The following is a 22,172-nucleotide window of genomic DNA, read 5'->3' on the forward strand; positions in this document are numbered from 1 at the left end:
TGTACCAGCATGGGCCGCATGATCGTCCCCCACACCACACCCACCGCCCCCGGCCCGGCCCCTACGGTCCGCAAGGCGGTCGTCCCCGCCGCGGGCCTCGGCACCCGGTTCCTGCCCGCGCCGAAGGCGACCCCGAAGGAGATGCCGCCGATCGTCGACAAGCCGGCCACCCAGTAGGTCGCCGAGGAAGCCGCGGCGGCCGGGCTCGACGACGTGCTGGTGATCACCGGTCGGCACAAGCGGGCTATCGAGGACCACTTCGACAACGCCTTCGAACTGGAGCAGGCGCTCGCCGCCAAGGGCGACACCGTACGGCTGGACGCCGTCCGCGACCCCGCCCGGCTCGCCGACATCCACCACATCCGCCAGGGCGACCCGCTCGGCCTCGGCCACGCGGTGCTGTGCGCCCGCCGGCACGTGGGCGACCAGCCGTTCGCCGTACTCCTCGGCGACGACCTCATCGACCCGCGCGAGACCCTGCCGAGCCGGATGCTGGAGGTCCGCGAGCGCCACGAGGGCAGCGTGGTCGCCCTCATGGAGGTCCCCCCGGAGCAGATCCACCGCTACGGCTGCGCGGCCGTCGAACCGTCCGCCGAGGACGGCGTGGTCCGCGTCACGGGCCTCGTCGAGAAGCCGTCACGCGAGAACGCGCCGAGCCGCTACGCGGTCATCGGCCGCTATGTCCTCGACCCGGTCGTCTTCGGCATCCTGGAGCGCACCCCGCCCGGTCGCGGCGGCGAGATCCAGCTGACCGACACACTGCAGGAAATGGCGCCGGGCGGCACGGTCCACGGAGTCGTCTTCGAGGGATTGCGCTACGACACCGGCGACAAGGCGGACTTCCTGCGCACGGTGGTACGGCTGGCGTGCGACCGGCAGGACCTGGGACCGGAGTTCGTGTCCTGGCTGAAGGAGTTCGTGGCGGGGCTGGAGGACGGCAGGGCGGAGCGGGAGCGGCTCGCGGCCTGAGAGGACAGACCCGGACACGAAACAGGGGCCCCGCGTGGGGGCCCCTGCCTGCCGCCGTACGACCAGGCTGCCGCCGTACGACCAGGCTCAGCCGTAGGGCCCAGAACTTCGACTCAGCTGTTGGGCCGCAGGGTCCAGACGACGGTCATCTCGCCGGTGACGGCCCCGTCCCCACGCCTGATCTCGATGGCCACCGGGAACTCCGGCCGCTCCCCCGCGTCCAGCTCCGCGACGACCTCGGCGGCCGGGCGGCCCAGCGTCGCCGTGGCGGTGACCGCGCCCATGGCGAGCTTCTTGTAGGCGATCTCGGCCCGCACCGCGAGCGGCACGGCGCGCGAGAGCTGCTCGCCGAACGCGGCCAGCACGATGGCCCCGCTGGCGGACTCCCCGAGCGTGAACATCGCACCGGCGTGCGGCCCGCCCACGTGGTTGTGGTAGTCGCTCTGGTCCGGCAGAGCCACCACGGCCTTCTCCGGCGTGGTCTCCAGGAACTCGAGGTTCAGGGTCCGGGCCATGGGCACGGTGGCGGCGAGCATCTCGCCGATCGACATCTGGTCTGCGCTCATGGCCGCAAGGTTACCCGCGAGTAGGGTCGGGTGAACAGGTCGATGTGACGAGCGTCGTACCGACTGGGGGGCGAAGTGGCACATACAGCCCGTGACCTGCAATTCGGTTGGCAATCATGCGGTCGGGCGGCGATAGTCGGCCGGTGACTTCCGCCACCGACGCCCGCCGCCGTTCCCGCCGCCCCGCCTGGGCGGGCCGCAACTACTCCCTGCTGACCGCCGCGGCGTTCGTCACGAACCTCGGCAGTCACGGCGCGCTGATCGCCGCCGCGTTCGCGGTGCTGGAGGCGGGCGGCGACGGCGGCGACGTGGGTCTGGTGGCCGCCTCCCGCACCCTGCCCCTGGTGCTCTTCCTGCTGATCGGCGGCGCCGTGGCGGACCGGCTGCCCCGGCACCGGGTGATGGTCGCGGCCAACGCCCTCAACTGTCTCTCGCAGGCCGCCTTCGCCGTGCTGGTCCTGTCCGGTGAGGCGCAGCTGTGGCAGATGATGCTGCTGACCGCTCTCGGCGGCACCGGCCAGGCCTTCTTCAGCCCGGCGGCCGAGGGCATGCTGCTGTCCTCGGTGCAGGGCGAGGAGGCGGGCCGGGCGTTCGCCGTGTTCCGGATGGCGATGCAGGGGGCGACGGTGGGCGGTGCCGCGCTCGGCGGTGCCATGGTCGCCGCGATCGGGCCCGGGTGGGTGCTGGCGGCGGACGCGGCGGCCTTCGCGGTCGCCGGGGCCATGCGGGCGTTCCTCGACGTGAGTCACGTTCCCGAGCGCGCGCCGGGCGGCGGCATGCTCGCTGATCTGCGGGACGGGTGGCGGGAGTTCGCCGGGCGACCCTGGCTGTGGGGCATCGTCGTGCAGTTCTCCATCGCGAACGCGGTCGTCGGCGCCGCCGACGCGGTGTACGGCCCGCTCGTCGCCCGGGACCACCTCGGCGGCGCGGGCCCATGGGGTCTGGCTCTGGGGTTCTTCGGCGCCGGCACCGTCGCAGGCGCCCTGCTCATGACCCGCTGGAAGCCGCGCCGCCTGCTCCTCGCCGGCACCCTGTGCGTCTTCCCGCTCGCACTCCCTTCCGCCGCGCTGGCCGTGCCGGTCCCGGTCACGGTCCTGTGCGCGGTGATGTTCGTGACCGGCGTGACGCTGGAGGTGTTCGGCGTCTCCTGGATGACCGCGCTCCACCAGGAGATACCGGAGGACAAGCTGTCCCGGGTCGCCGCGTACGACTGGTTCGGCTCGGTCGCCCTGGTCCCGCTGGCGACGGCCCTGGCCGGCCCGACGGAGACGGCGTTCGGGCGCACCTCGGCGCTGTGGGGCTGCGCCGCGCTGGTCGTGGTCGTCACGGCGGCGGTCCTGTGCGTACCCGACGTACGGAACCTGCGACGACGTACCAAACAGGTGACCGCCGGCAGCCGCCCCGCCTCAGCCGATGCCGAAAGCCCCGTCCGGGGGCTCGGGTGACGGTACGGCGTCCTCGTCCAGCACCGGTCGCGCGCCGCCGATGAACTCCCTCACCGCGGGCCCGTGTTCGACCCGCGCCGGAAACGCGTCGGAGGCGGTGAGCCGGGCCAGCGCGGCCGTGTCGACGGGCCGGTGGGCGGCGACGAGCACCGCGTTGCCGAACCGCCGCCCGCGCAGCACACCCGGCTCGGCGATCAGCACGAGTTCCTCGAACAGCGTGGCACAGGTGGCGAGTTGGGAGCGCAGGAAGGCGAAGGGCGCGGCATCGGCGAGGTTCGCCAGATAGACGCCGCCGGCCCGCAGCACCCGTTCGGCCTGGCGTACATAGGCGACCGACGTCAGATGCGCCGGCACCCGTGACCCACCGAAGACATCGGCGACCAGCACGTCGGCCGAGTCGTCCGGCGCCGCCTCCAGCCACTCCCGGGCGTCCCCGGCGTGCAGCCGGATGCCGTCCCCGTCGGCAACCGGCAGATGCTCGCCGACCAGCTCCATCAGCCCCCGATCCGCCTCGACGACATCCTGCCGCGAGCCGGGCCGGGTGGCCGCCAGATACCGGGGCAGCGTGAGCGCGCCGCCCCCGAGGTGCAGGACGTCAAGCGGCCGCCCCGCCTCGGCGACGATGTCCAGGACATGGCCGAGGCGGCGCGCGTACTCGAACTCCAGATGCGTCGGCTCGTCAAGATCGACGTACGACTGCGGAGCCCCGTCGACGGTGAGCAGCCAGGCCCGCTTCCTGTCGACGTCGGGCATCAGCTTGGCGATGCCGTGGTCGACGGGGCGGGTGACGGGTATGGGCTCGTTCACCTTCCTATTGTGCCGGGGGGCTCCTCACCGGGGCGCACGCGAGCGCCCTATAGGGGCGCGGGCCTGTGTCAGTCTGCGGCTCCGCCGCGTGGGCGCGACCAGCCACAACGGACCCGCACTCCCCCACAAACCGCAACAACCCTCACACGACGGCTGTCACGGTCCCCGCCCCAACGGTCCTGCCGCCCTCACGGATGGCAAACCCGAGTCCCGGCTCCAAAGGCACCTCACGCCCCAGCTCAACAGTCATCGTGACCGTCTCCCCGGGCCGAGCGACCCCCACCTCACCGAGGTCGATGTCACCCACCACATCCGCCGTGCGGATGTAGAACTGCGGCCGATACCCACTCGAAACCGCCGTCGAACGACCGCCCTCACGCGCCGACAACACATACACCTGCGCGGAGAAACGACTCCGAGGCACCACACTCCCCGGCGCCGCGACCACATGCCCCCGCCGGACGGCGTCCCGCGGCACCCCCCGCAGCAGCAAGGCCACGTTGTCCCCGGCCTGCGCCTCGTCCATCGGCTTGCCGAAGGTCTCCAGACCGGTGACCACGGTCTCGACCTCGGCCCCGAGCACTTCGACCCGGTCGCCCACCCGCACGGTGCCCCGCTCCACGGCCCCGGTCACCACGGTCCCCCGGCCGGTGATGGTGAGCACGTTCTCCACGGGCAGCAGGAACGGCGCGTCCACATACCGCTCCGGCATCGGAACGTAGGTGTCCACCGCGTCGAGCAGCGCCTCGACGGACGCCGTCCACTTCGGGTCCCCCTCCAGCGCCTTCAGCCCGGACACCCGTACGACGGGCGCGGCGTCACCGCCGTAGCCGTGCTCGGTGAGCAGGTCGCGGACCTCCAGCTCGACGAGGTCCATGAGCTCCCCGTCGCCCGCGTCGGCGTGCGTGAGGGCGACGACGATGTGGTCGACGCCCACCTGCCGGGCGAGCAGCACGTGTTCGGCGGTCTGCGGCATGATCCCGTCGAGCGCGGAGACGACGAGGATGGCCCCGTCGAGCTGCGCCGCCCCCGTGACCATGTTCTTGACGTAGTCGGCGTGGCCCGGCATGTCGACATGCGCGTAGTGGCGGGTGTCGGTCTCGTACTCGACGTGCGCGATGTTGATGGTGATGCCGCGCGCGGCCTCCTCCGGCGCCCGGTCGATGCGGTCGAACGGCACGAACGTGGAAGACCCGCGCTCGGCGAGGACCTTGGTGATGGCGGCGGTCAACGTGGTCTTGCCGTGGTCGACATGACCCATGGTGCCGATGTTCAGGTGCGGTTTGGTGCGGACGTATGCCGTCTTGGACATGGCTGTACCTCGAAGTCTCTTCGCAGGAGATCTCACGCAGGAGATGGGGACCCCAAGGACTTGCCGACCCTCCCCCTGCGGGGTCCGCCGGACTGTCCGGAGAGGGTCAGCTTCGGGCGCCGTCGAACGCGGCCAGGAAGACCGGAACGGCAGCCTTCGGAGCATCCGCGACCGCGGATGCTGCAACGACGAAGGCGTACCGGAACATGGCGTCGATCATTGCCGACGCTTTGCCCGACGTCGAATGGTTTTTCGCGGTACGGGACTTCAGGCGCCGATGTTCTTCAGCGCCTCCCGCACCGACAGCGGCGCGAACCGTCCCCGCTCCCGCGCCAGGAAGTCCCGTACGGCGTCCGGGTCGGTCTTGGCGTACTCGCGCAGGCACCAGCCGATGGCCTTGCGGATGAAGAAATCGGTGTGCCCGGACTGGCGCAGGCAGTAGGCGAAGAGGCGTCCGGTGTCGGTGTTGCCCTTGTAGCGCAGCTGGTGGAGGAGGGCGGTGCGGGCGACCCACAGGTCGTCGTCGACGATCCAGTCGTCCATGACCGCCGTGAGGGCGGGGTCCGCCGCGACGAGCCCGCCGACGACATGCGCGGCGAGCAGGTCGACGGTGTCCCACCAGGAGACGGTGGTGATCAGGTGACGGGCCACCGGGAGGAAGCCGGAGGAGCAGCGCCCCACGTGCCGGCGCAGATAGTCGACGGCGAAGTAGTGGTACTCGCGCTCGGGCAGCTGCCAGCAGCGCAGGGCGACAGCCGTGCAGTCGGTCTCGTCGGGGCGTGGCGTGCCCTGGACGACGGTGCGGGACAGGGCGCGGCGCTCGGGTGTGGGGATGCCGAGGAACGGGGCGACATCCTTCATGTACGCCCGGGCTGCGACGGCACGAGCCGGGTCCGCCGCGGCGGCGTACGCGACGGTGAGCCGCTCCAGGAGCGTGTCGGCCAGAGCACTGCGGGGAACTTCCAACGTTCCCTCACCTGTGACGCGCATGAGACGAACCATACGGCGATCACACATCTTCGTCGGTTACTGTCGCCGAATGCTCGATGCCACCACCCGCTCTGGGGGCACCGCAACGGCCTCGTCCGGGGCCGCCGCCACGGAGCTCGCCGTTCCCGCGCCCGTTCCCCCGGGTTTCGCCGCGCGCTGCACCAGAGCGCTGCTCTCGCCGTGGTCGCGGCTGTCCCTGCTCCTGGTCCTGCTCGCGGCGGCCGCGACGTCCGTGCTGCTCTTCGAGCCGCACAAGCTCCTGGCCGACGGCTGGCCGCCGCAGGTCGAGGGGCCGGTCGCGGTGGTGCTGTTCGCCGTGGCGTACGGACTGGTCACGGTGGCGTTCGTGCCGCGGCCGCTGCTGAACCTCGCGGCGGGCGCCCTCTTCGGCTCCGAGCTGGGCATCGCCGCGGCCATGGCGGGCACGGTGCTGGGGGCCGGGATGTCCTTCGCGCTCGGCCGGATGCTCGGCCAGGACGCCCTGCGCCCGCTGCTGCGCGGCCGGTTGCTCAAGGCGGCGGACAACCAGTTCAGCAAGCACGGTTTCCGTTCGATGCTGGCGGTGCGGCTGTTCCCCGGTGTGCCGTTCTGGGCCGCGAACTACGCCGCCGCCGTCTCCCGCATGGGCTACGTTCCCTTCCTGCTCGCCACGGCCCTCGGGTCCATTCCCAACATCGCCGCGTACGTCGTGGCCGGCGCCCGGGCCTCCACACCGACGTCTCCGGTGTTCCTGATCGCGGTGGCCGCGATCGCGCTGCCGGCGCTCGCGGGCGCGGTGGTGGCCTGGCGCAAGCGCCACCACCTGCGCCGCCGCTGACTCGTGGAGGGCCGGGCCGGCCGGCAGACCGGCTCTCAAGACGGTTCTCAGACCGACTCGATGACCATCGCGTTGGCGAGTCCTCCCGCCTCGCACATCGTCTGCAGGCCGTAGCGGGCGCCGCGCTCGCTCATCGCGTGGACCAAGGTCGTGGTCAGCCGGGTGCCGCTCGCGCCGAGCGGGTGGCCGAGGGCGATCGCGCCGCCGTGCACGTTGACCTTGGCGAGATCGGCGCCGGTCTCCTGCTGCCAGGCCAGCACGACGCTGGAGAAGGCCTCGTTGACCTCGAAGAGGTCGATGTCGTCGAGGCTCAGCCGCGCCCTGCGCAGCACCTTCTCGGTCGCCGGGACGACTCCCGTGAGCATGAGGAGGGGGTCGGAGCCGGTGACGGCGAAGCTGTGCAGCCGGGCCAGGGGGCGCAGGCCGAGTCGGGCCGCCGTCTCGCCGGAGGTGATGAGCACGGCGGAGGCGCCGTCGTTGATGGGGCTGGCGTTGCCCGCGGTGACGTTCCACTCGATCTGCGGGAAGCGTTCGGCGAAGGCCGGGTCGTGGTAGGCGGGCTTGAGGCCGGCGAGGGTCTCGACGGTGCTGCCCGGTCGTACGCACTCGTCGCGCGAGACGCCGTCCAGGGGCGCGACCTCGGCGTCGAACAGCCCCTTGTCCCAGGCGTCGGCCGCCTTGCGGTGCGAGGAGACCGCGAACGCGTCCATCTGCTCCCGGGTGATGGACCACTTGGCGGCGATCAGTTCGGCGCTGATGCCCTGCGGGACGAGGCCCTCGGGGTAGCGCTCGGCGATGCCGGGGCCGAAGGGGTCCTTGCCGGGCGGCACGTTCGACCACATGGGCACCCGGCTCATCGACTCGACACCACAGGCGACGACCAGGTCGTACGCGCCCGAGATGACGCCCTGGGCGGCGAAGTGCACGGCCTGCTGCGACGAGCCGCACTGGCGGTCCACGGTGGTCGCCGGGACCGACTCCGGGAAGCCCGCCGACAGGGCCGCGTAGCGGGTGGTGTTCATGGCCTGCTCGCCGACCTGGTCGACGGTGCCGCCGATGACGTCGTCGATCAGCGCCGGGTCGACGCCGGAGCGCTCGACGAGGGTGCGCAGGGTGTGGGCGAGGAGCTGGACGGGGTGGACGTGCGCCAGGGAGCCGTTCGGCTTGCCCTTGCCTATCGGGGTGCGTACGGCTTCGACGATCACTGCGTCACGCATGGTGCGGGCCTCCTTGGCCGCCGGGGGCGATGACCGGCGCGCGGGCGATTCGGTGACCGGGGCGCGGGCCAGTGTGGTGACCGGCGCGATTACCGGTGAGTAGGAAATCCAAACTCACCATAGCGTGGCAGGTTGGAAAATCAAACCCGTTAAGTTGGAAAGTCGAACCCTCCCCTAGACTGAGCGCCATGGCCGCCACCAAAGACCCGCGCCCCTGTTCCATCGCCGACGCCCTGGCGCTCGTCGGCGAGAAGTACTCCCTGCTCGTCCTGCGCGAGGTGTGCCTCGGCAACGGCCGGTTCGACCAGCTCGTGCGCAACATCGGCGCCCCGCGCGACATCCTGGCCACCCGGCTGCGCCGCCTGGTCGACGCCGGCATCCTGAGCAAGCGCACCTACAGCGAGCGCCCTCAGCGGTTCGAGTACCGGCCCACGCAGGCGGGGCTCGAACTGGAGCCGGTCCTGCTGACCCTCATGGCGTGGGGCGACCGCCATCTCCGCCAGGACGACGACCGCCCCATGGTCATCGAGCACATCTGCGGCAACGAACTCGTCCCGGTCGTCACCTGCCGGGCCTGCGGCGAGGCGGTGCACCACGAGGACCTCACGGCCCACCCCCAGGCGCCCGGCTGGACGGTGGCGGGGCCCGCGGCGGCGTGAGGCGGCGTGCGGCGGCCGCCCTGTCAGGCGGTCGTGCCCGGCATCGCCGTACTCGTCACCAAGGATGCGTCCGCAGATACTTGGCGATCTCCGCCCGCTCCCACACCCCGTCGGCCACGACGAAGCGGTAGCGGCGAGTGAGAGTGTCGCCCGGCGCCAGTTCCAGCTCGTCGTGGAACGCCCAGGACGGCGCCACACCCGCGAAGGGCTCGTTGCGGACGAACCAGTGGGCGGGGTGGGCGCCGCGGTCACCGGCGTGGTCGTTCTCGGGGGCGTGCGCGAAGACGAGGGTCGCGTGGCCGTCGGTGCCGTCGTGCTCGCCGGAGTAGGCCAGCCAGGGCGCCTGTTCGCCCATCAGGTCGGGGCCCTCGGCCTCAGGGGCGATGATCCGGCCGCCTTGGAAGGCGCGCGGGCCACGCCAGAACAGGCCGGTGTAACCGGCCATCACGCGTCCGGCGGTGCTGGGGCTGCCGAACCGCAGCGGCTCGTCACGCCGGTTCGTCACGGCGCTCGTCCAGGTCAGGGCCCATGAGCCGGACTCCGCTTCGACGTCGTGCACCTCGATCCGGCGCCGCTCGTCGGCCCACAGCTCACCGCTGTGGGGATGCCAGGTCAGCCGCTCGGCGATGACGGCACGGTCACCCTCCGAGGAGACCTCGTCGAAGGCGACGTGCGCCATCGACCCGACTCGCTCGGGGAGTTCGAGATATCCCTGTCCATGGACGTAGGAATTGCCGCCCCACAGGTTCGCCCCCGACAGATGCGAGGCCGTGAGCGAAAGACCCTTGTGCCAGCGGTGGTCGTTGGGCCGGTAGTCGGTGACGACGTCGCCGGCGAGGGTGCGCATGGGATGGACGTACGGCTTGGGGGCCTCCCAGGCGGCCTCCGGCCGGTAGACGTAAGCGAGCAGCTCCACCCCGCCGACCGGCTCGGTCACGGTGATGCGGTCGCCGTACGCATGGACGACGTGCAGCCCGGTCACGCGGCGGCCTCCCCGCCGGCAGCGCCCTGCTCTGCCGTGACGGGCGCCCATCCCGACGCGTTGCCGTGCATCGCCGCGTGAAACGGGTCCCCGGGACCGATCTCGCCCGCCCGTACGGTCGCGTCCGTGAACGCCGACTTGTACAGCGCGGCGATCAGTTCCAGGCTCGACCGCCCGTCGGTACCGCTGCTGCGCGGCCGCTCCCCCGCGCGCATGCTCGCGAGCAGTTCGCGCAGCTGCTCCAGATGCGAACTGGGTACGTCCGCGCCGAAGTCCTGCCAGGTCGCGGCCTCGGCGGCGGGCACATCGCGGGCCGGGGTGATGCGCCAGTCGTCGTTGCGGTGGCCGTACAGGTGGGTGAGTTCGACGGTGGCGCGCTCGCAGTCGATGCGGATGCGGCTGACCTCGTCCGGGCTCAGCACGCTGTTCACGACGGTCGCCATCGCACCGTTCGCGAAGCGCACGAGGGCGGTCGAGACGTCCTCCGTCTCCACGTCGTGCACCAGCCGGCCGGCCATGGCCCGCACCTCGATCCACGGTCCCAGCAGGTCGAGCAGCAGATCCATCTGATGGATGCCGTGTCCCATCGCGGGACCGCCACCCTCGGTCTGCCAGCGGCCGCGCCAGGGAACGGCGTAGTAGGCGGTGTCGCGGTACCAGGTGGTCTGGCAGTGCGCGACGAGCGGCCGGCCCATGGCCCGCTCGGCCAGCAGCCGCCGTACGTGCCGGGTGCCCGAGCCGAAGCGGTGCTGGAAGACGATCGAGGCGTACGGTCCGCCGTCCCCACCCTCCTCCGCCTCCACGGCGTCGAAGTCGGCGAGGCTCGGCACGGGCGGCTTCTCGCACCACACCCAGGCACCGGCGCGCAGCGCGGCGACGGTCTGGTCGCGGTGCAGCGTGGGCGGGGTGCAGATGACGACGAGGTCGGGCCGCTGTTCCCGGAGCATCCGGTCGAGATCGGTGTAGGCGCCGGGTGTGCCCTCGCCAGCCGCGGCCGCCACCGCTTCCCTCTCCGCACAGAAGCCCTTCACCGACCCCGCGTCGATGTCCACGGCGGCGACCAGCTCCGTCTCCCCCTCTTCCGCGAGCCTGGTGAGCGCGGGCAGGTGGGAGTCGCGTGCGATGGCGCCGGTGCCGATCACGGCGACCCGGACGCGGCGGCCGGGAAGCGGGGCGAGGCGGGGACGGTCCGTGCCCTGAGCGGTCTCGGGTGTGGCCATGGACGGGATCAGACTCCTCCGGGACGGCGGGCACGGGCGAGGCGCTCCCGCTCACGCAGCAAGCGCTTTCAGTCCGCAGCAACGTAAGCGGCGGCCGCGCCGCAGGTCAACACCGGTATGGACGGGGGCGGCGAGCCCGCGCCGAGCCCCCTGTGCCGGAGCTGTCATCGGGGGGCGCTACGCTGCCCCTCGACACTCGCGATCACTGCGCCGCCGACGCGGTGTCCCCGTCATCCCTTGTCTCGATCAGCACTTGGACTCCGTAACTTCATGTCTTGGTTTGAATCGCTCATCCTCGGACTCGTCCAGGGGCTGACCGAGTTCCTCCCCGTGTCCTCCAGCGCGCATCTGCGGCTGACCGCGGCGTTCTCGGGCTGGGAGGACCCCGGCGCGGCCTTCACGGCGATCACCCAGATCGGCACGGAGGCCGCGGTGCTGATCTACTTCCGCAAGGACATCGGGCGGATCATCACGGCCTGGCTGAAGTCGCTGACCAGCAAGGAGATGCGGCGCGACCACGACGCGCAGATGGGCTGGCTGGTGATCGTCGGCTCGATCCCGATCGGTGTGCTCGGTCTGACGCTCAAGGATCAGATCGAGGGTCCGTTCCGCGACCTGCGCATCACGGCGACGATGCTGATCGTCGTCGGCATCATCATCGGCGTCGCCGACCGGCTGGCGGCGCGCGACGAGTCGGGCGGCCGGCACCGGGCCGCCAAGCAGCGCAAGGGCCTCGAGGACCTGAACGTACGGGACGGCCTCGTCTACGGCCTGTGCCAGGCCATGGCGCTCATTCCCGGCGTCTCCCGCTCCGGCGCCACCATCAGCGGCGGCCTCTTCATGGGCTACAACCGTGAGGCGGCGGCCCGCTACTCCTTCCTCCTCGCGATCCCGGCGGTCCTCGCCTCCGGCCTCTTCGAGCTCAAGGACGCGATGGAGAACGACCACGTCTCCTGGGGCCCGACGGCCTTCGCCACGGTCATCGCCTTCGCGACCGGCTACGCGGTCATCGCCTGGTTCATGAAGTTCATCTCGACCAAGAGCTTCATGCCTTTCGTCTGGTACCGCATCGCACTCGGCATCTTGATCATCGTCCTGGTGACGGCGGGCGTCCTCAGCCCGCACGCGGCGGAGTCGGCGGGCTGACGAGCGCCGAGCAGCCGATGGCCCTCACCCAGCAGTTCGCCCGTGTCACCCCGGAGTACCTCGAGCGCTGCCGCGCGTCGGCGCTCGACTCGCCGGGGGCGGCGCCGGGCTGGAACCCACCGCCCGACGATCTCCTCGACACGGACTGGGCGACATGGGGCCTCATCGCCTACTGCCGCTCGACGGGAGTCGACAGGGACCTGATCGCGCTGCTCGACCGGGCGGTCTCCGGGGACCTGGGCGGGGACATCGGCTTCCTCGATCACGACGAGGTCTACGACGGCTTCGACGGCTCACCACGGCTTCTCGGCCCTGCCGCCGTCACGGACATCGCCCGCAGACTCGACCACATCGACCTCGACGCCGTCCTCGCGCACCTTCCGACGGCCACCGACGACGCGGCTGCGGCCTGCGGGTTCGGCCGCGGTTTCCGGGGAGATGTACGGAGCTACCTCGTCGAACACTTCAGGGCGATGCGGGAGTTCTACCGCGGCGCGGCACGGCGCGGGCAGTGTGTCGTCGTCTGGACCGACTGAGCGCCCCGACTCACTGACCCGCCGGTCAGTACGACGCCCCGTCCCGAAATCCGTGACCAATCACATACGTTGCGCGTAGCCGTCCGGTAGCGCAGTGTCAGTGCTTGCCCCTAGGCTTGCCCGCATGTCCCCCCATTCCTCAGACCCTGGTTCCGTGCGGTCTGCTGCCGAGGTGAACGAGGAGATACGCGCGCTGTGGCTGCGTGCCGGCGGCTCGCTGTCTGCTCAGGAGCGCGCGGAGTACGAGCTGTTGGTGGTCGAGTGGGCGGCCGCCATCCGCGGGAACGTCATCGAGGCGGCTTGAGGCCGCGACCCAGCGGCGGCCGGCACCGATTGACGCCCGGCCGCCCCTACGCCCGCAGCCGCGCGAGGATGTCGTCCTCCAGAGGATAGGGCCGCTCCCGCGGCAACAGCTCCGCCGCACGCTCCAGTTGCCCGGCCCGCACACACGCGTGGATCTGCGTGGCGAGCGGAGTCACATCCTGGATGCCGACGATCCACTCGTCCGCGTACCGGGCCGCCGCCACCCCGGAGAGCCCCAGCTGCAGGGACCGGTACGGCAAGGGGTTGAGGTGCAGATCGCGCTCCGGATCCCACTGCACACGCGCGGGCGCCGCCCTCAACTCCCGCTTCCAGGCCGCCTGGTCACCGTGCAGGGCGGGGACGTAGTGCGAGAGACACGCATGGCGCAGCGCCCAGCGGAAGCCCTCCCGGCTGATCTCGACGGCGAGAACGGTCTCCTGGTTCTCCTTGGTGGCCCAGCCGCAGCGGTACATCATCCAGAGGAACGACGGCTTGATCCAGGTCAAGCCTCGCTCACAGTCCTTTCTGCAGCCGACGCACACAGGGATTCCAGCGTTGGGGAAGGTGACGGTTTGAGCACCGCGCCCAGGCACGATCCTGGTTAGCCCCCAGTCACGTTGACCTGCAGGGATGCCCCAGGGGCTTCCTCTGACGAGTGGATGTGCGAGACGGCAGTTGCTGGATAGAGTCGTCTTGCCACAACTGGTTGTGGGGACAACCAAAGTGCCTTTCGGCTGTCGACGTCCTGGGGAGGGCCTGCAGCACATGAGTCGTCGCTCTACTGGATATGTCGGTACATGGGCCGAGATGCAACGGCAACAGCAGCGCCAGCTGGAAGCCGAAGCCAGGCGGCGGCGACAGCAGGAACAGCAAGCGCGGGCCTACCAACGGCGAGCCGCCCAGAGCCACCGCGAGTATCGGCAGGCAGAGGCTCTACGGCGCACGGAGGAGTTGGACGCGCAGGTTGCATCGTTGCAGGCGCTTCTTGCGTCGGGCTGCCAGGCTCCGGCCTTCAGGGCTGCTTCTCTCATGCGGCCGGAGGAAGTCCAGCCCTTCGCTCCAGGGCCATTGGCACAGCCAGTGCCCATGCCGGATCTCAATCACTACCAAACGCAGAGCGGCTGGACTGCGAGTAGCCGGGCACGGGCGCAGGCCGAAGCACGAGCACGCTTCGAGCGGGACTGGCATGCTGCCCAAGCCGCGGAGGCTCACCGGCAGCAACAGCTGGCGTCGTACCAGCGGGAGTACCAGCAGTGGGCCGAAGCTCAGCTGGCTGATGTTCGGCGGCACAACGCCGGCGTCGTGTCGATCATTGACGGCGTAAGGCGTCAGGACCCCGATTCCGTGGTCGAGTACTTCTCGGCTGCTCTCTACGCCTCGACTGCATGGCCGGAAGGTTTCCCACGCCAGGTGGTAGCCGCCTACGACCCGTCAGCCCGGCAATTGGTACTCGATTGGGAGTTGCCCGCATACAGCGTCGTGCCGGAGGTCAAGTCCGTTCGGTACATGTCGGGGACCGACCAGGACAAGGAGACTCCCCGCCCAGTAGGCCAGCGGCGCGCCCTGTACAGGGAAGTTCTCGCGCAGTGCATGCTGCTCGTTCTACACGAGTTGTTCGCCGCAGATGAGCTGGCTGCGCTGGAGTCAGTGGCCTTGAACGGGTTCGTCGACGGGCACGACCCCGCGACAGGCCAACCAGGCCAGATCTTCCTCGCAACCGTCATGGCCTCACGCTCTGCGTTCCGTGACTTGCACCTGGCGCAGGTGGACGCGTGTAGTTGCCTGTCTGACGCATTGCGCGGGCAGCTCTCGACTCGACCGGACCAACTCACGCCCGTACGGCCGGGTAGACGGCCGCAGGATGTCGGGAACCGCGTCGTCGCCCACGGCAGCGATGAGGAACCGGACCTGTTCACCATGGATCCGATCGTCTTCGAGAATCTTGTTGCCGATCTCTTCCGGGCCATGGGGATGCAGGCCGTGACCACTCAGCGCTCCAACGACGGCGGTGTGGACGTCGATGCGCTGGATCCGACACCGATCCGCGGCGGCAAGATCGTCGTTCAGGTGAAGCGCTACCGCAACACGGTGCCACCCACCGCCGTGCGTGACCTGTACGGAACTGCGCAGGACGCCGGCGCCAACAAGGGTGTGCTGGTGACGACTTCAGGGTTCGGTCCTGGCTCACACACCTTCGCCAACGGCAAGCCGCTGGAACTCATCTCGGGCCCAGAACTCGTCGACCTGCTGCATCGTCATGGCTTGCGTGGGCGACTGGGTGAGGGGGGCCGGCAAGTCGCAGCGCAGCCGACGCCCTCGGGGGCAGACACTCGGCTGCCAGACAACTACAACGTCTTGGGCATGGCGTGGACCGGCAGCGTCGCCTTGGATGTATGCGCTCTCGTCTGCAGTGGCAACCGCGTCCTCAGCGACGATCACTTCGTCTTCTTCAACAACCCTCAGACGCCGGACGGCTCAGTGCGGGCCCTTCCCGCAGCGGCGCCGGACAAGGCGGCGATCTGCGTGTCCTTCGACGGGTTGCCGGACGCGGCTGACCGGTTTGTGCTCGTGGCCGCCATCGACCCAGAGGTCAACCCGAACGCCGATCTATCCGGCTTCACAGATGCCTGCATCCGGCTTCTTGATCCAGGGATGACCGAGCTGGGACGTCTGGAGGTCTCTGACGGACGGCCGCACGAAACCGCCTTGGTACTCGGCTCCTTCCGTCGCAGGTCCAACGGCGACTGGGACTTCGTCCTCGGCGGCAAGGGCTACACAGGCGGCTTGGAAGAACTCGTGCAGGACTACGGCATCGACGTGGAGTAGACCAGCCGGCGGCCGGATGCTGCTGACAGGAGGGGAACGGTCTGTGAACGCGGCTTGATGATCCACGTCAAGCCTCGTTCACAGTCCTTTTGGGCGGTTCGGTCGATCATGCCGCGACGCTGCTGTTGTCCGCCGCGCGTGTCCAGAGGGAAAGGTCGCTGCTCGTCGCTACGGCGATGGTGTGTCCGGAGGGCGAAAAGCCGAATGCTCTGAGTGTGGAGTAGTTCGAGTGAAGGATGTGCCACCACTGTTCTCCGTGCGGACCGGCGTGGGGCAGACCGCCATCAGTGGACAGCAGGACACGCTTGTTCGGCCAGACCGGAGTGACTGCCTCCAGGGCCCAGCCGTCTGTGGTCGTGGTGTGAAGCCCTCCGCCGAAGAGACCTGCGATGTGCACGCGGCTCCCGCTGATCGGCCCCAGTCCGGGGCAGGACAAGTCAGCAACCGCGTCGGGGGAGCTGTCCTCGGGATCGGGGTCACGGTCCCGGGCGATCTTCTCTCCGGTGACGGCGTCGAAGAGACCGTGACCGTCGTGCGAGACGACTATCACCAGATCGTGGCCGTTGCCAGGATGCGATGCGAAGCCGATGCCGAGGAGCCCACCGACCGGGACGAACGGAATGGGCCGCCAGGGTTCGGGCGCCGGCACCACCGGGGCGGCGAGGAGCCGACTCCACATCGCGCTTTGGTATGCACAGAGCTCTGGCTCCCGCTCCAGTTGCTCGACCGGACCCGCCTTCTTCGTCCACCTCATCACGACCTCATGATCCATGCTTCGCCAGGTTCACCCAACGGAGGTGTCTGAGCCCGGTGCAAGAGGCGGTCCAAAATCGGTGGCTTCCTGACCTGACCGACTCCACGCTGTACGCCATGGAAGAACCGCTCCGCAGAATCCGCGCGCTCCACACGGCGTCCACGATCACCGTCTACCAGGCGTACCGCCCGGAGATCGGCGGACCCGCCGCCCGCAAGGGCCGTTTCCCCGCCGCGTGGAAGCCCGACCGCATGACGTGGATCAAGCCCAGTTTCATGTGGATGATGTACCGCTCCGGTTGGGGCGCGAAGGAGGGTCAGGAGACCGTCCTCGCCGTCGAGATCACTCGCGACGGCTTCGACTGGGCGCTGCGCAACGCATGCCTGTCGCACTACGTTCGCGGACTGCATCCCGATCGCGCTGCTTGGCAGCGTGTCCTCAAACGCTCACCCACCCGCGTCCAGTGGGATCCCGAGCGGGATCTGCACCTGCGTCCCCTGCCGTACCGCTCGCTGCAACTGGGACTCTCGGGCGAGGCATCGTCGCGCTACGCGAACGAATGGATCGTGTCCATCCGCGACGTAACCCCGCTCGCCCACCAGATCCGCACTTTTGTCAGCAGCGGCGAACTGGACACAGCAACCCGACTGCTTCCTCAGGAACAGCCCTATCCCGCCGATGACGAACTACTGGCCCACCTGCGCGGCTGACCGGCGGTCCGGACACGGCGGGACAAGGACCGCTTCTCTCACCGCTCTTCAATAGTGATGTACGTCATACAGGCCAGGGCTGTTACGGTGCGCCACCATGGGCACGGACATTTACGGCGGGATCGAGTTTCATCATCCTCATGCAGGCACCGAAGACTACGACGGCGAGCCCTGGGTGACCGCCATGAATCTATGGCCGCTGTACGACGAGACCGACTACACGGCCTTCGGTCTGCTCTTCGGGGTGCGCAACTACGCGGGCTTCCCGCCCCTTGCACCCGGTCGTGGGCTTCCCATTGACCTGTCGAGCGCCATGCGCTCGGAGCTCAGCTCCTGGGTTGCCCGGGGTGAGCTGGACGGTGCGAGCTGGGTCAGCTGGGGCGAGCTCGCTTCCATCGATCCCGAGACCCGACCGGAGCACTTCGTCGGCCGAGTGGCCTGGCACAAGCAGTCGCGCCTGTCGACGCTGCATCGCCAGCTCGTATCCCATCAGTGGCTGGCGGAGGTCCTGTCCGTGGTCGGCGAGCCACCGGTGGACTCGCGCAGCAACTCAGGACCCGCTGCGTGGACCAACGGCGATCTGGTCTGTGCCTACGAACCACTGACCGCGGGTACTGTGCTGGGCTCGGAGACTCACTGGCCGCACGTCTTCGCCGTGATGAAGGCTCTGGCCGACCGCTTCGGTGACGACCGTGTCCGCCTGATCGTAGCGTTCGACCGACGGCACACGACCCGCCTTGCCTCACACGACTGTGGGCGGCCGCCGCTGCGCCTCTGGCCAACCGCCTGTTGAGGTCTGTGAACGCGGCATGATGATCCAGGTCAAGTCGCGTTCATAGTCCTTCTCTGGGTCTGTGCACACTGCCAGCTCGGTGCTGCCAAGAGCCACAGTGCTGGCACTGACCGCGTCATGCAGCCGCCACGCCTCAATCGCGATGACCTTCAGGAATGATCAGGCCGGGTCGTTTGAAGGCGGCTTGATGACCATGTCGAGCCGTGCTAGCAGCAGAACGCTCGAGCGCGACGGCGGCCCGCGCTCCGATGCCCTGCGGTGAGTACGGTTGGTGATCGTCCGCGGATTCCATGGACGCGGAGGCGCGATTGCCTATACGAATGAAACCGTGTACTCACTGCGCCAACGTGACAACCGACGGTCACTGACCGAGCGCCTGTTGATCTACATGCTGCCAGGCCTGGCAGTCGCGATTGGGGCCTTGCTGGGTCTCCTCACGTCTGACCGCATCTCCCCTGTCATGGTGGTCCTCACAGCCCTGGTTATGGTGTGCGGATTTGCGGTGCCACCGGCGGTTGATGCGCTTAGCGATCGAGTTTCGAGGCGGACGCAGCACCAGCAAGTGCTGGCTGATAGGTCTGATACCGCGGCTGCGCAGCGAGCGGAACAGCTGCGCAGTCACTTCCACCCTAGAGGGCGTGGAATTCTGCCTTCGCTCGTGCGCGAGGGCTCATACTTCATGGGTCGGCTTCGCGTGCTGCGTGAGTTGGTGGACTGGATCAACGGCGCCGGTCTGGACGTTGCGTGGTCTCGTGTCGTGACCGGTGCCCCGGGATCCGGTAAGTCAGCGGTTCTCGGAAGGCTGGTGAGTCTGGCCGATGCCGGACAACCCAATGAGGTGCTTGCCACCGCACCAGCCGGGACGCGACCGCCGGTCGGCTCCATCAGCATGGCCGTGCACGTACGTGGCCGCACGGCAGACGAAGTGGCCGCCGAGATCTCACAGGCCCTGACGATCGACGAGGGGTCATGCAGCGGTCTCCTCGCACATCTCCGCGAGGATTTTGAGCATCGACCAACTGTGGTCGTCGTCGATGGGGTGGACGAGGCTGCCGACGCCCATCGGCTCATCGTTGACCTACTCGAGCCGCTGGCGGCGGCATCGGAGCGGACGGGCATCCGTCTGCTCGTCGGCACGCGCCGAGGTGGCGAGGACCACCTGCTGCGGCTGTTCGGAGCTTCGGTGCTCGTACTCGATCTGGATGAGGAACAGTATCTGGATCGACGTGATGTTGCTGAGTACGTCTGTAGCACATTGCTGGCCGACCCGGACCCGCAGGTCCGCACTCCCTACCGTGCCCGCCCTGCACTCGCGGAAAAGGTCGCTGCGGCCGTAGCAGCTCGTGCCGGCTCCAGTTTTCTCGTGGCACAGCTCACGGCGCTGTCCTTGATGGGATCTGACGAACCCGTGGATACAGGGAGCTCTGGGTGGGCGGAGACGTTTCCCACCACTGTGGGTGCCGCCATGGACCGATACCTTCGTGACGTTCAGCCAGGTGGTCCATGGGTACGCGATCTGCTGATGGCTCTGGCCTGGTCCCAGGGCGATGGTTTCAGCGACCCAGGAACCTGGGCGGCCGCGGCCACCATGCTGGGAACGGCCGCGTACTCCGAACGCGATGTCACCCGGCTGCTCCTGGACAGCGCTGCGGTGGACCTACTCCACCGCAGCACCCAAGGAGACCGTGTCGCCTTCAGGCTCTTCCACGAAGCGCTGGGCGAGCATTTGCGGCAGCTGAGCACTCGTCAGCGTCCGGCAGCCGAGGTCCACCGCCGTCTTGCGGACATCCTCCTCGAGAAGCTGTCATCGTCTTCCCCTGACGAGCGGGACTGGGCGCACGCCGACAGGTACACGCGTACCTATCTGCCTTTCCATGCGGGCGAGGGCCAGGTGCTGGACCAGCTTCTCGATGACGCGGGCTTTTTGGCTGCCGTGGATCCGGCTCGGCTGCTGACGGCACTCCCCTCCGCTCGCACCGGGTCGGGCCAGCGAGTGGCTCGCATCATTCAACGAGTCGGCCAACAGTTGCTTGTGGCAGCGGAAGACGAGCGCATCTGCTACCTCGAGATGGCGGCTCACATGGCCGGCGACGTACGCCTAGCGGGGGAACTGGCAGCTACAGCTCCCGATCGTCCGTGGTCGGTGCTCTGGGCTCGCTGGGACGCTCTCATTGAGAGCCGCATGCTCGGTCACCACGACGACTACGTCCTTGCTGTCGGCACCGTTGAGACAGCGAGGGGAATCGTGGTGCTCTCGGCGAGCGCATGGGGCATCCAGGCGTGGCGGCTCGCCGATGGAGAACCCATGGTGACCGGCGTACGGGAGCCGGATTCACCCATCCTCGACATGGCTACCTTCCCGCAGGGTGACGGCATCGCCATCGTGACCCTTCACGAGGATGGGCATTTGCTGCGCACGACGCCGGATGCGGCCGATCCGCAGAGGATTCTCGCGGAAGATCGTGCGCCGAACGGTGTCTGGTCGATAGACGTCGCAGGTCAATCCGCAGTGGCTACGGTCAGCCGAGATCACGTAGTCGAGGTCTTGTCCGTGAGGGACGGTCATGTGCTAGATCTGCCGCCCGTCGTGATCGGTCGAGAAGACCAAGTTCTCGTGGTCGACAATGTAGGCGGGCGGTGCCTTGCCGTGGTGAGCGGCAACAGTGGTGACATTAAGACGTGGGACCTCACCACCGGTCGTCCGCTCAGTGAACCACTGCATCCGGCAATACACGTGCGGGGCTGGCGGAGTCACACGCTCTTCTGGGCAGCATCGCTCGCTGAGCGCCAGGACGGGCCCGTGATCCTTCTAGGTGCTGCAGGAGGCCAGGTGATCGCTTGGGACCCAGTCCGTGGAGAGATTGCCGGGGACCCGCATCATGGTGACGCGGGAGTATTCACCACCCTCATCACGGGCCACGACAACGATCTGTGGTGTTGGGGCGATTGGAACGGCAACCTGTTCATACGCGGCGCCGCCCAAGAGGAGGTACGGCAACTGGCCTTTCATGACGGCGGGGTGCAATCGCTGGCACAGTGCGAACTGAACGGTGCCCGCCTGCTTATCTCCGGAGGACGTGACGGCGCCGTACGTGCCTGGAACATTCAAGCAGCCCGCCCGGTGGTCTCTGTCGGCGACCACCGCAGCGTCGTCACGGGAACCAACTCCACTCGACAGAGCTGCATCGCGTCCATCAAGGCCGACGGCTCTCTCGTGATCTTCGAGGCGGACGGCGGTGACGTCCTCGCCGAACTGAGGCGATCGGCCGGGGAGGGCTTCCGCAGCGCAGCCGTGGTTCCGGGCGACCCGTGGTCCTTCGTCACGCTGGATAGGCAGAGGCACATCACGCTGCGGGTCTTCCCGGACGGCCAACCGTCATACGACTTCCAGTTGGCCTCGGACGAGGAGTGGAGGTCCATCGCTGTCGTGAAAGGGGAGCGGCCACTACTCCTCGTCACTGCGACAAGCGGGCGACTGGGCTTCTTCGACCTAGCCACTTGTGATGCTGTTCGGCCACCGCTCGCCTGCCACACCGGCAGCTTCATGGTGGCTCCGCTCCCAGAGCAACCGGACGAAGCACACCGGTTCGTGACATGGGACTGGGAATCCTTCCAGGCCCGGCTGTGGACCGTGACGAACGACGAGACGCGGCATCGCGTCCTCAGCATGGACAACGGCGACCCGTTTCCCATCACGGCTGTCTCCTTCAGCCACATAGGTGACATCCCGGTCGCCGTCGGAGTCGGCGGCTACTCTCGTCTGCACATCTGGAACACCGAAGACGGCTCCGTGATGATCGATGCCCAACTCGAGCAGGCCCATCACATGCAATTGGCCGACGTGGACACCACTCAGATCGACAGGCAGTCGCTCATCCTCTCCGGCGGACACACCTGCTCCGCTGCCCTGTGGTCCGCGGAAAGTCGACGAGAGCACCACCTACGGGTCGGATCACCGTTGCGGAGCACTAGGTTCCTTCCCGGCAACCGAGCCGTCGTGGCCGGGCCTCGCGGCATCATGGTTCTCGAACTGGGCTCCAGCCTGCTCAGTCGATTCGAGCACCCCTGAGAAGCGATCAACAAAGTACTTCAGCCCACGAAAGTGGTCATAAACGCGGGT

18 protein-coding genes and 2 pseudogenes are annotated in these 22,172 nt (G+C 68.8%); 11 read left to right on the top strand and 9 right to left on the bottom strand.

Annotation, left to right across the window (positions count from 1 at the left end; genetic code table 11):
- Positions 1–18: 18 nt before the first annotated feature.
- Positions 19–969, top strand: a pseudogene (locus ACIBAG_RS39165) (UTP--glucose-1-phosphate uridylyltransferase).
- 113 nt (positions 970–1,082) lie between these two features.
- Here ACIBAG_RS39165 and ACIBAG_RS39170 read toward each other — a convergent pair.
- Positions 1,083–1,535 carry a DUF4442 domain-containing protein gene (locus tag ACIBAG_RS39170; RefSeq protein WP_399112085.1) on the bottom strand — a complete coding sequence of 151 codons (453 nt, stop codon included), beginning with the start codon at positions 1,533–1,535 and terminating at the stop codon, positions 1,083–1,085.
- Positions 1,536–1,651: 116 nt separating this feature from the next.
- Between ACIBAG_RS39170 and ACIBAG_RS39175 the strand changes: the two genes are divergently transcribed.
- Positions 1,652–2,980 carry an MFS transporter gene (locus ACIBAG_RS39175; protein WP_399112087.1) on the top strand — a complete coding sequence of 443 codons (1,329 nt, stop codon included), beginning with the start codon at positions 1,652–1,654 and terminating at the stop codon, positions 2,978–2,980.
- Here the strand turns inward: ACIBAG_RS39175 and ACIBAG_RS39180 are convergent.
- The 3 genes from ACIBAG_RS39180 to ACIBAG_RS39190 all read right to left on the bottom strand — a co-directional run bounded on the left by ACIBAG_RS39180 (position 2,942) and on the right by ACIBAG_RS39190 (position 6,089).
- The gene (locus tag ACIBAG_RS39180; protein ID WP_399112089.1) at positions 2,942–3,787 is read right to left on the bottom strand and encodes a spermidine synthase; all 846 of its coding nucleotides are present in this window, start codon (positions 3,785–3,787) and stop codon (positions 2,942–2,944) included. The two genes, ACIBAG_RS39175 and ACIBAG_RS39180, sit on opposite strands and share 39 nt — an antisense overlap.
- 142 nt (positions 3,788–3,929) lie before the next feature.
- Positions 3,930–5,099 (bottom strand): elongation factor Tu, encoded by a 1,170-nt coding sequence (tuf, locus tag ACIBAG_RS39185; RefSeq protein WP_399112091.1) that lies wholly within the window; start codon positions 5,097–5,099, stop codon positions 3,930–3,932.
- A 267-nt stretch (positions 5,100–5,366) separates the two neighbouring features.
- Complete coding sequence (locus tag ACIBAG_RS39190) at positions 5,367–6,089, bottom strand: DNA alkylation repair protein (RefSeq protein ID WP_399112092.1); 723 nt, start codon at positions 6,087–6,089, stop codon at positions 5,367–5,369.
- A gap of 49 nt (positions 6,090–6,138) precedes the next feature.
- Between ACIBAG_RS39190 and ACIBAG_RS39195 the strand changes: the two genes are divergently transcribed.
- The gene (locus tag ACIBAG_RS39195) at positions 6,139–6,906 is read left to right on the top strand and encodes a TVP38/TMEM64 family protein (RefSeq protein ID WP_399112094.1); all 768 of its coding nucleotides are present in this window, start codon (positions 6,139–6,141) and stop codon (positions 6,904–6,906) included.
- A 47-nt stretch (positions 6,907–6,953) separates the two neighbouring features.
- Here ACIBAG_RS39195 and ACIBAG_RS39200 read toward each other — a convergent pair whose 3' ends face one another.
- Positions 6,954–8,123, bottom strand: coding sequence for a thiolase family protein (locus ACIBAG_RS39200; RefSeq protein WP_399112095.1), 1,170 nt, complete (start codon positions 8,121–8,123; stop codon positions 6,954–6,956).
- Positions 8,124–8,311: 188 nt separating this feature from the next.
- Here ACIBAG_RS39200 and ACIBAG_RS39205 point away from each other — a divergent pair, with 188 nt between their 5' ends.
- A complete protein-coding gene (locus tag ACIBAG_RS39205; RefSeq protein WP_399112097.1) occupies positions 8,312–8,782 on the top strand; it encodes a winged helix-turn-helix transcriptional regulator in 471 nt (156 codons plus the stop codon).
- 55 nt (positions 8,783–8,837) lie between these two features.
- Here the strand turns inward: ACIBAG_RS39205 and ACIBAG_RS39210 are convergent, their stop codons facing one another.
- Both ACIBAG_RS39210 and ACIBAG_RS39215 read right to left on the bottom strand, forming a co-directional pair.
- The gene (locus ACIBAG_RS39210) at positions 8,838–9,764 is read right to left on the bottom strand and encodes a PmoA family protein (protein WP_399112099.1); all 927 of its coding nucleotides are present in this window, start codon (positions 9,762–9,764) and stop codon (positions 8,838–8,840) included.
- A complete protein-coding gene (locus tag ACIBAG_RS39215) occupies positions 9,761–10,984 on the bottom strand; it encodes a Gfo/Idh/MocA family protein (protein WP_399112100.1) in 1,224 nt (407 codons plus the stop codon). Before ACIBAG_RS39215 ends, ACIBAG_RS39210 begins: the two co-directional genes overlap by 4 nt.
- A 270-nt stretch (positions 10,985–11,254) precedes the next feature.
- Here ACIBAG_RS39215 and ACIBAG_RS39220 point away from each other — a divergent pair, with 270 nt between their 5' ends.
- The 3 genes from ACIBAG_RS39220 to ACIBAG_RS39230 all read left to right on the top strand — a co-directional run bounded on the left by ACIBAG_RS39220 (position 11,255) and on the right by ACIBAG_RS39230 (position 12,970).
- Entirely contained in the window at positions 11,255–12,130 is an 876-nt protein-coding gene (locus ACIBAG_RS39220; protein WP_399112102.1) for an undecaprenyl-diphosphate phosphatase, read from the top strand.
- A gap of 17 nt (positions 12,131–12,147) precedes the next feature.
- Positions 12,148–12,666, top strand: a complete 519-nt coding sequence (locus tag ACIBAG_RS39225; protein WP_399112104.1) for a DUF1877 family protein — start codon at positions 12,148–12,150, stop codon at positions 12,664–12,666.
- 124 nt (positions 12,667–12,790) lie between these two features.
- On the top strand, positions 12,791–12,970 hold the full coding sequence (locus ACIBAG_RS39230) for a hypothetical protein (protein ID WP_399112106.1): 180 nt from the start codon (positions 12,791–12,793) through the stop codon (positions 12,968–12,970).
- A gap of 46 nt (positions 12,971–13,016) precedes the next feature.
- On the opposite strand, the pseudogene ACIBAG_RS39235 reads toward ACIBAG_RS39230, so the two are convergent.
- Positions 13,017–13,475, bottom strand: a pseudogene (locus ACIBAG_RS39235) (DUF4291 domain-containing protein); the annotation flags it as partial.
- 259 nt (positions 13,476–13,734) lie between these two features.
- On the opposite strand from ACIBAG_RS39235, the gene ACIBAG_RS39240 reads away from it, so the two are divergent.
- On the top strand, positions 13,735–15,795 hold the full coding sequence (locus tag ACIBAG_RS39240; RefSeq protein WP_399112108.1) for a restriction endonuclease: 2,061 nt from the start codon (positions 13,735–13,737) through the stop codon (positions 15,793–15,795).
- A 106-nt stretch (positions 15,796–15,901) separates the two neighbouring features.
- On the opposite strand, the gene ACIBAG_RS39245 is transcribed toward ACIBAG_RS39240, so the two are convergent.
- Complete coding sequence (locus ACIBAG_RS39245) at positions 15,902–16,474, bottom strand: hypothetical protein (protein ID WP_399112110.1); 573 nt, start codon at positions 16,472–16,474, stop codon at positions 15,902–15,904.
- Between the two features lie 191 nt (positions 16,475–16,665).
- Here ACIBAG_RS39245 and ACIBAG_RS39250 point away from each other — a divergent pair, with 191 nt between their 5' ends.
- The 3 genes from ACIBAG_RS39250 to ACIBAG_RS39260 all read left to right on the top strand — a co-directional run bounded on the left by ACIBAG_RS39250 (position 16,666) and on the right by ACIBAG_RS39260 (position 22,121).
- The gene (locus ACIBAG_RS39250) at positions 16,666–17,259 is read left to right on the top strand and encodes a DUF4291 domain-containing protein (RefSeq protein ID WP_399112227.1); all 594 of its coding nucleotides are present in this window, start codon (positions 16,666–16,668) and stop codon (positions 17,257–17,259) included.
- Positions 17,260–17,356: 97 nt separating this feature from the next.
- The gene (locus tag ACIBAG_RS39255; RefSeq protein ID WP_399112112.1) at positions 17,357–18,052 is read left to right on the top strand and encodes a hypothetical protein; all 696 of its coding nucleotides are present in this window, start codon (positions 17,357–17,359) and stop codon (positions 18,050–18,052) included.
- 328 nt (positions 18,053–18,380) lie between these two features.
- The gene (locus tag ACIBAG_RS39260; protein WP_399112114.1) at positions 18,381–22,121 is read left to right on the top strand and encodes an AAA family ATPase; all 3,741 of its coding nucleotides are present in this window, start codon (positions 18,381–18,383) and stop codon (positions 22,119–22,121) included.
- Positions 22,122–22,172: the final 51 nt, after the last annotated feature.

Source organism: Streptomyces sp. NPDC051243, from assembly GCF_044455405.1.
Lineage (GTDB): Bacteria > Actinomycetota > Actinomycetes > Streptomycetales > Streptomycetaceae > Streptomyces.

Coding starts and splice junctions, on each gene's coding strand:
- ACIBAG_RS39170 (WP_399112085.1), bottom strand. CDS start 1,535: ATGAGCGCAGACCAGATGTCGATCGGCGAGATGCTCGCCGCCACCGTG.
- ACIBAG_RS39175 (WP_399112087.1), top strand. CDS start 1,652: ATGCGGTCGGGCGGCGATAGTCGGCCGGTGACTTCCGCCACCGACGCC.
- tuf (WP_399112091.1), bottom strand. CDS start 5,099: ATGTCCAAGACGGCATACGTCCGCACCAAACCGCACCTGAACATCGGC.
- ACIBAG_RS39190 (WP_399112092.1), bottom strand. CDS start 6,089: ATGCGCGTCACAGGTGAGGGAACGTTGGAAGTTCCCCGCAGTGCTCTG.
- ACIBAG_RS39195 (WP_399112094.1), top strand. CDS start 6,139: ATGCTCGATGCCACCACCCGCTCTGGGGGCACCGCAACGGCCTCGTCC.
- ACIBAG_RS39200 (WP_399112095.1), bottom strand. CDS start 8,123: ATGCGTGACGCAGTGATCGTCGAAGCCGTACGCACCCCGATAGGCAAG.
- ACIBAG_RS39205 (WP_399112097.1), top strand. CDS start 8,312: ATGGCCGCCACCAAAGACCCGCGCCCCTGTTCCATCGCCGACGCCCTG.
- ACIBAG_RS39215 (WP_399112100.1), bottom strand. CDS start 10,984: ATGGCCACACCCGAGACCGCTCAGGGCACGGACCGTCCCCGCCTCGCC.
- ACIBAG_RS39220 (WP_399112102.1), top strand. CDS start 11,255: ATGTCTTGGTTTGAATCGCTCATCCTCGGACTCGTCCAGGGGCTGACC.
- ACIBAG_RS39225 (WP_399112104.1), top strand. CDS start 12,148: ATGGCCCTCACCCAGCAGTTCGCCCGTGTCACCCCGGAGTACCTCGAG.
- ACIBAG_RS39230 (WP_399112106.1), top strand. CDS start 12,791: ATGTCCCCCCATTCCTCAGACCCTGGTTCCGTGCGGTCTGCTGCCGAG.
- ACIBAG_RS39240 (WP_399112108.1), top strand. CDS start 13,735: ATGAGTCGTCGCTCTACTGGATATGTCGGTACATGGGCCGAGATGCAA.
- ACIBAG_RS39245 (WP_399112110.1), bottom strand. CDS start 16,474: ATGTGGAGTCGGCTCCTCGCCGCCCCGGTGGTGCCGGCGCCCGAACCC.
- ACIBAG_RS39250 (WP_399112227.1), top strand. CDS start 16,666: ATGGAAGAACCGCTCCGCAGAATCCGCGCGCTCCACACGGCGTCCACG.
- ACIBAG_RS39255 (WP_399112112.1), top strand. CDS start 17,357: ATGGGCACGGACATTTACGGCGGGATCGAGTTTCATCATCCTCATGCA.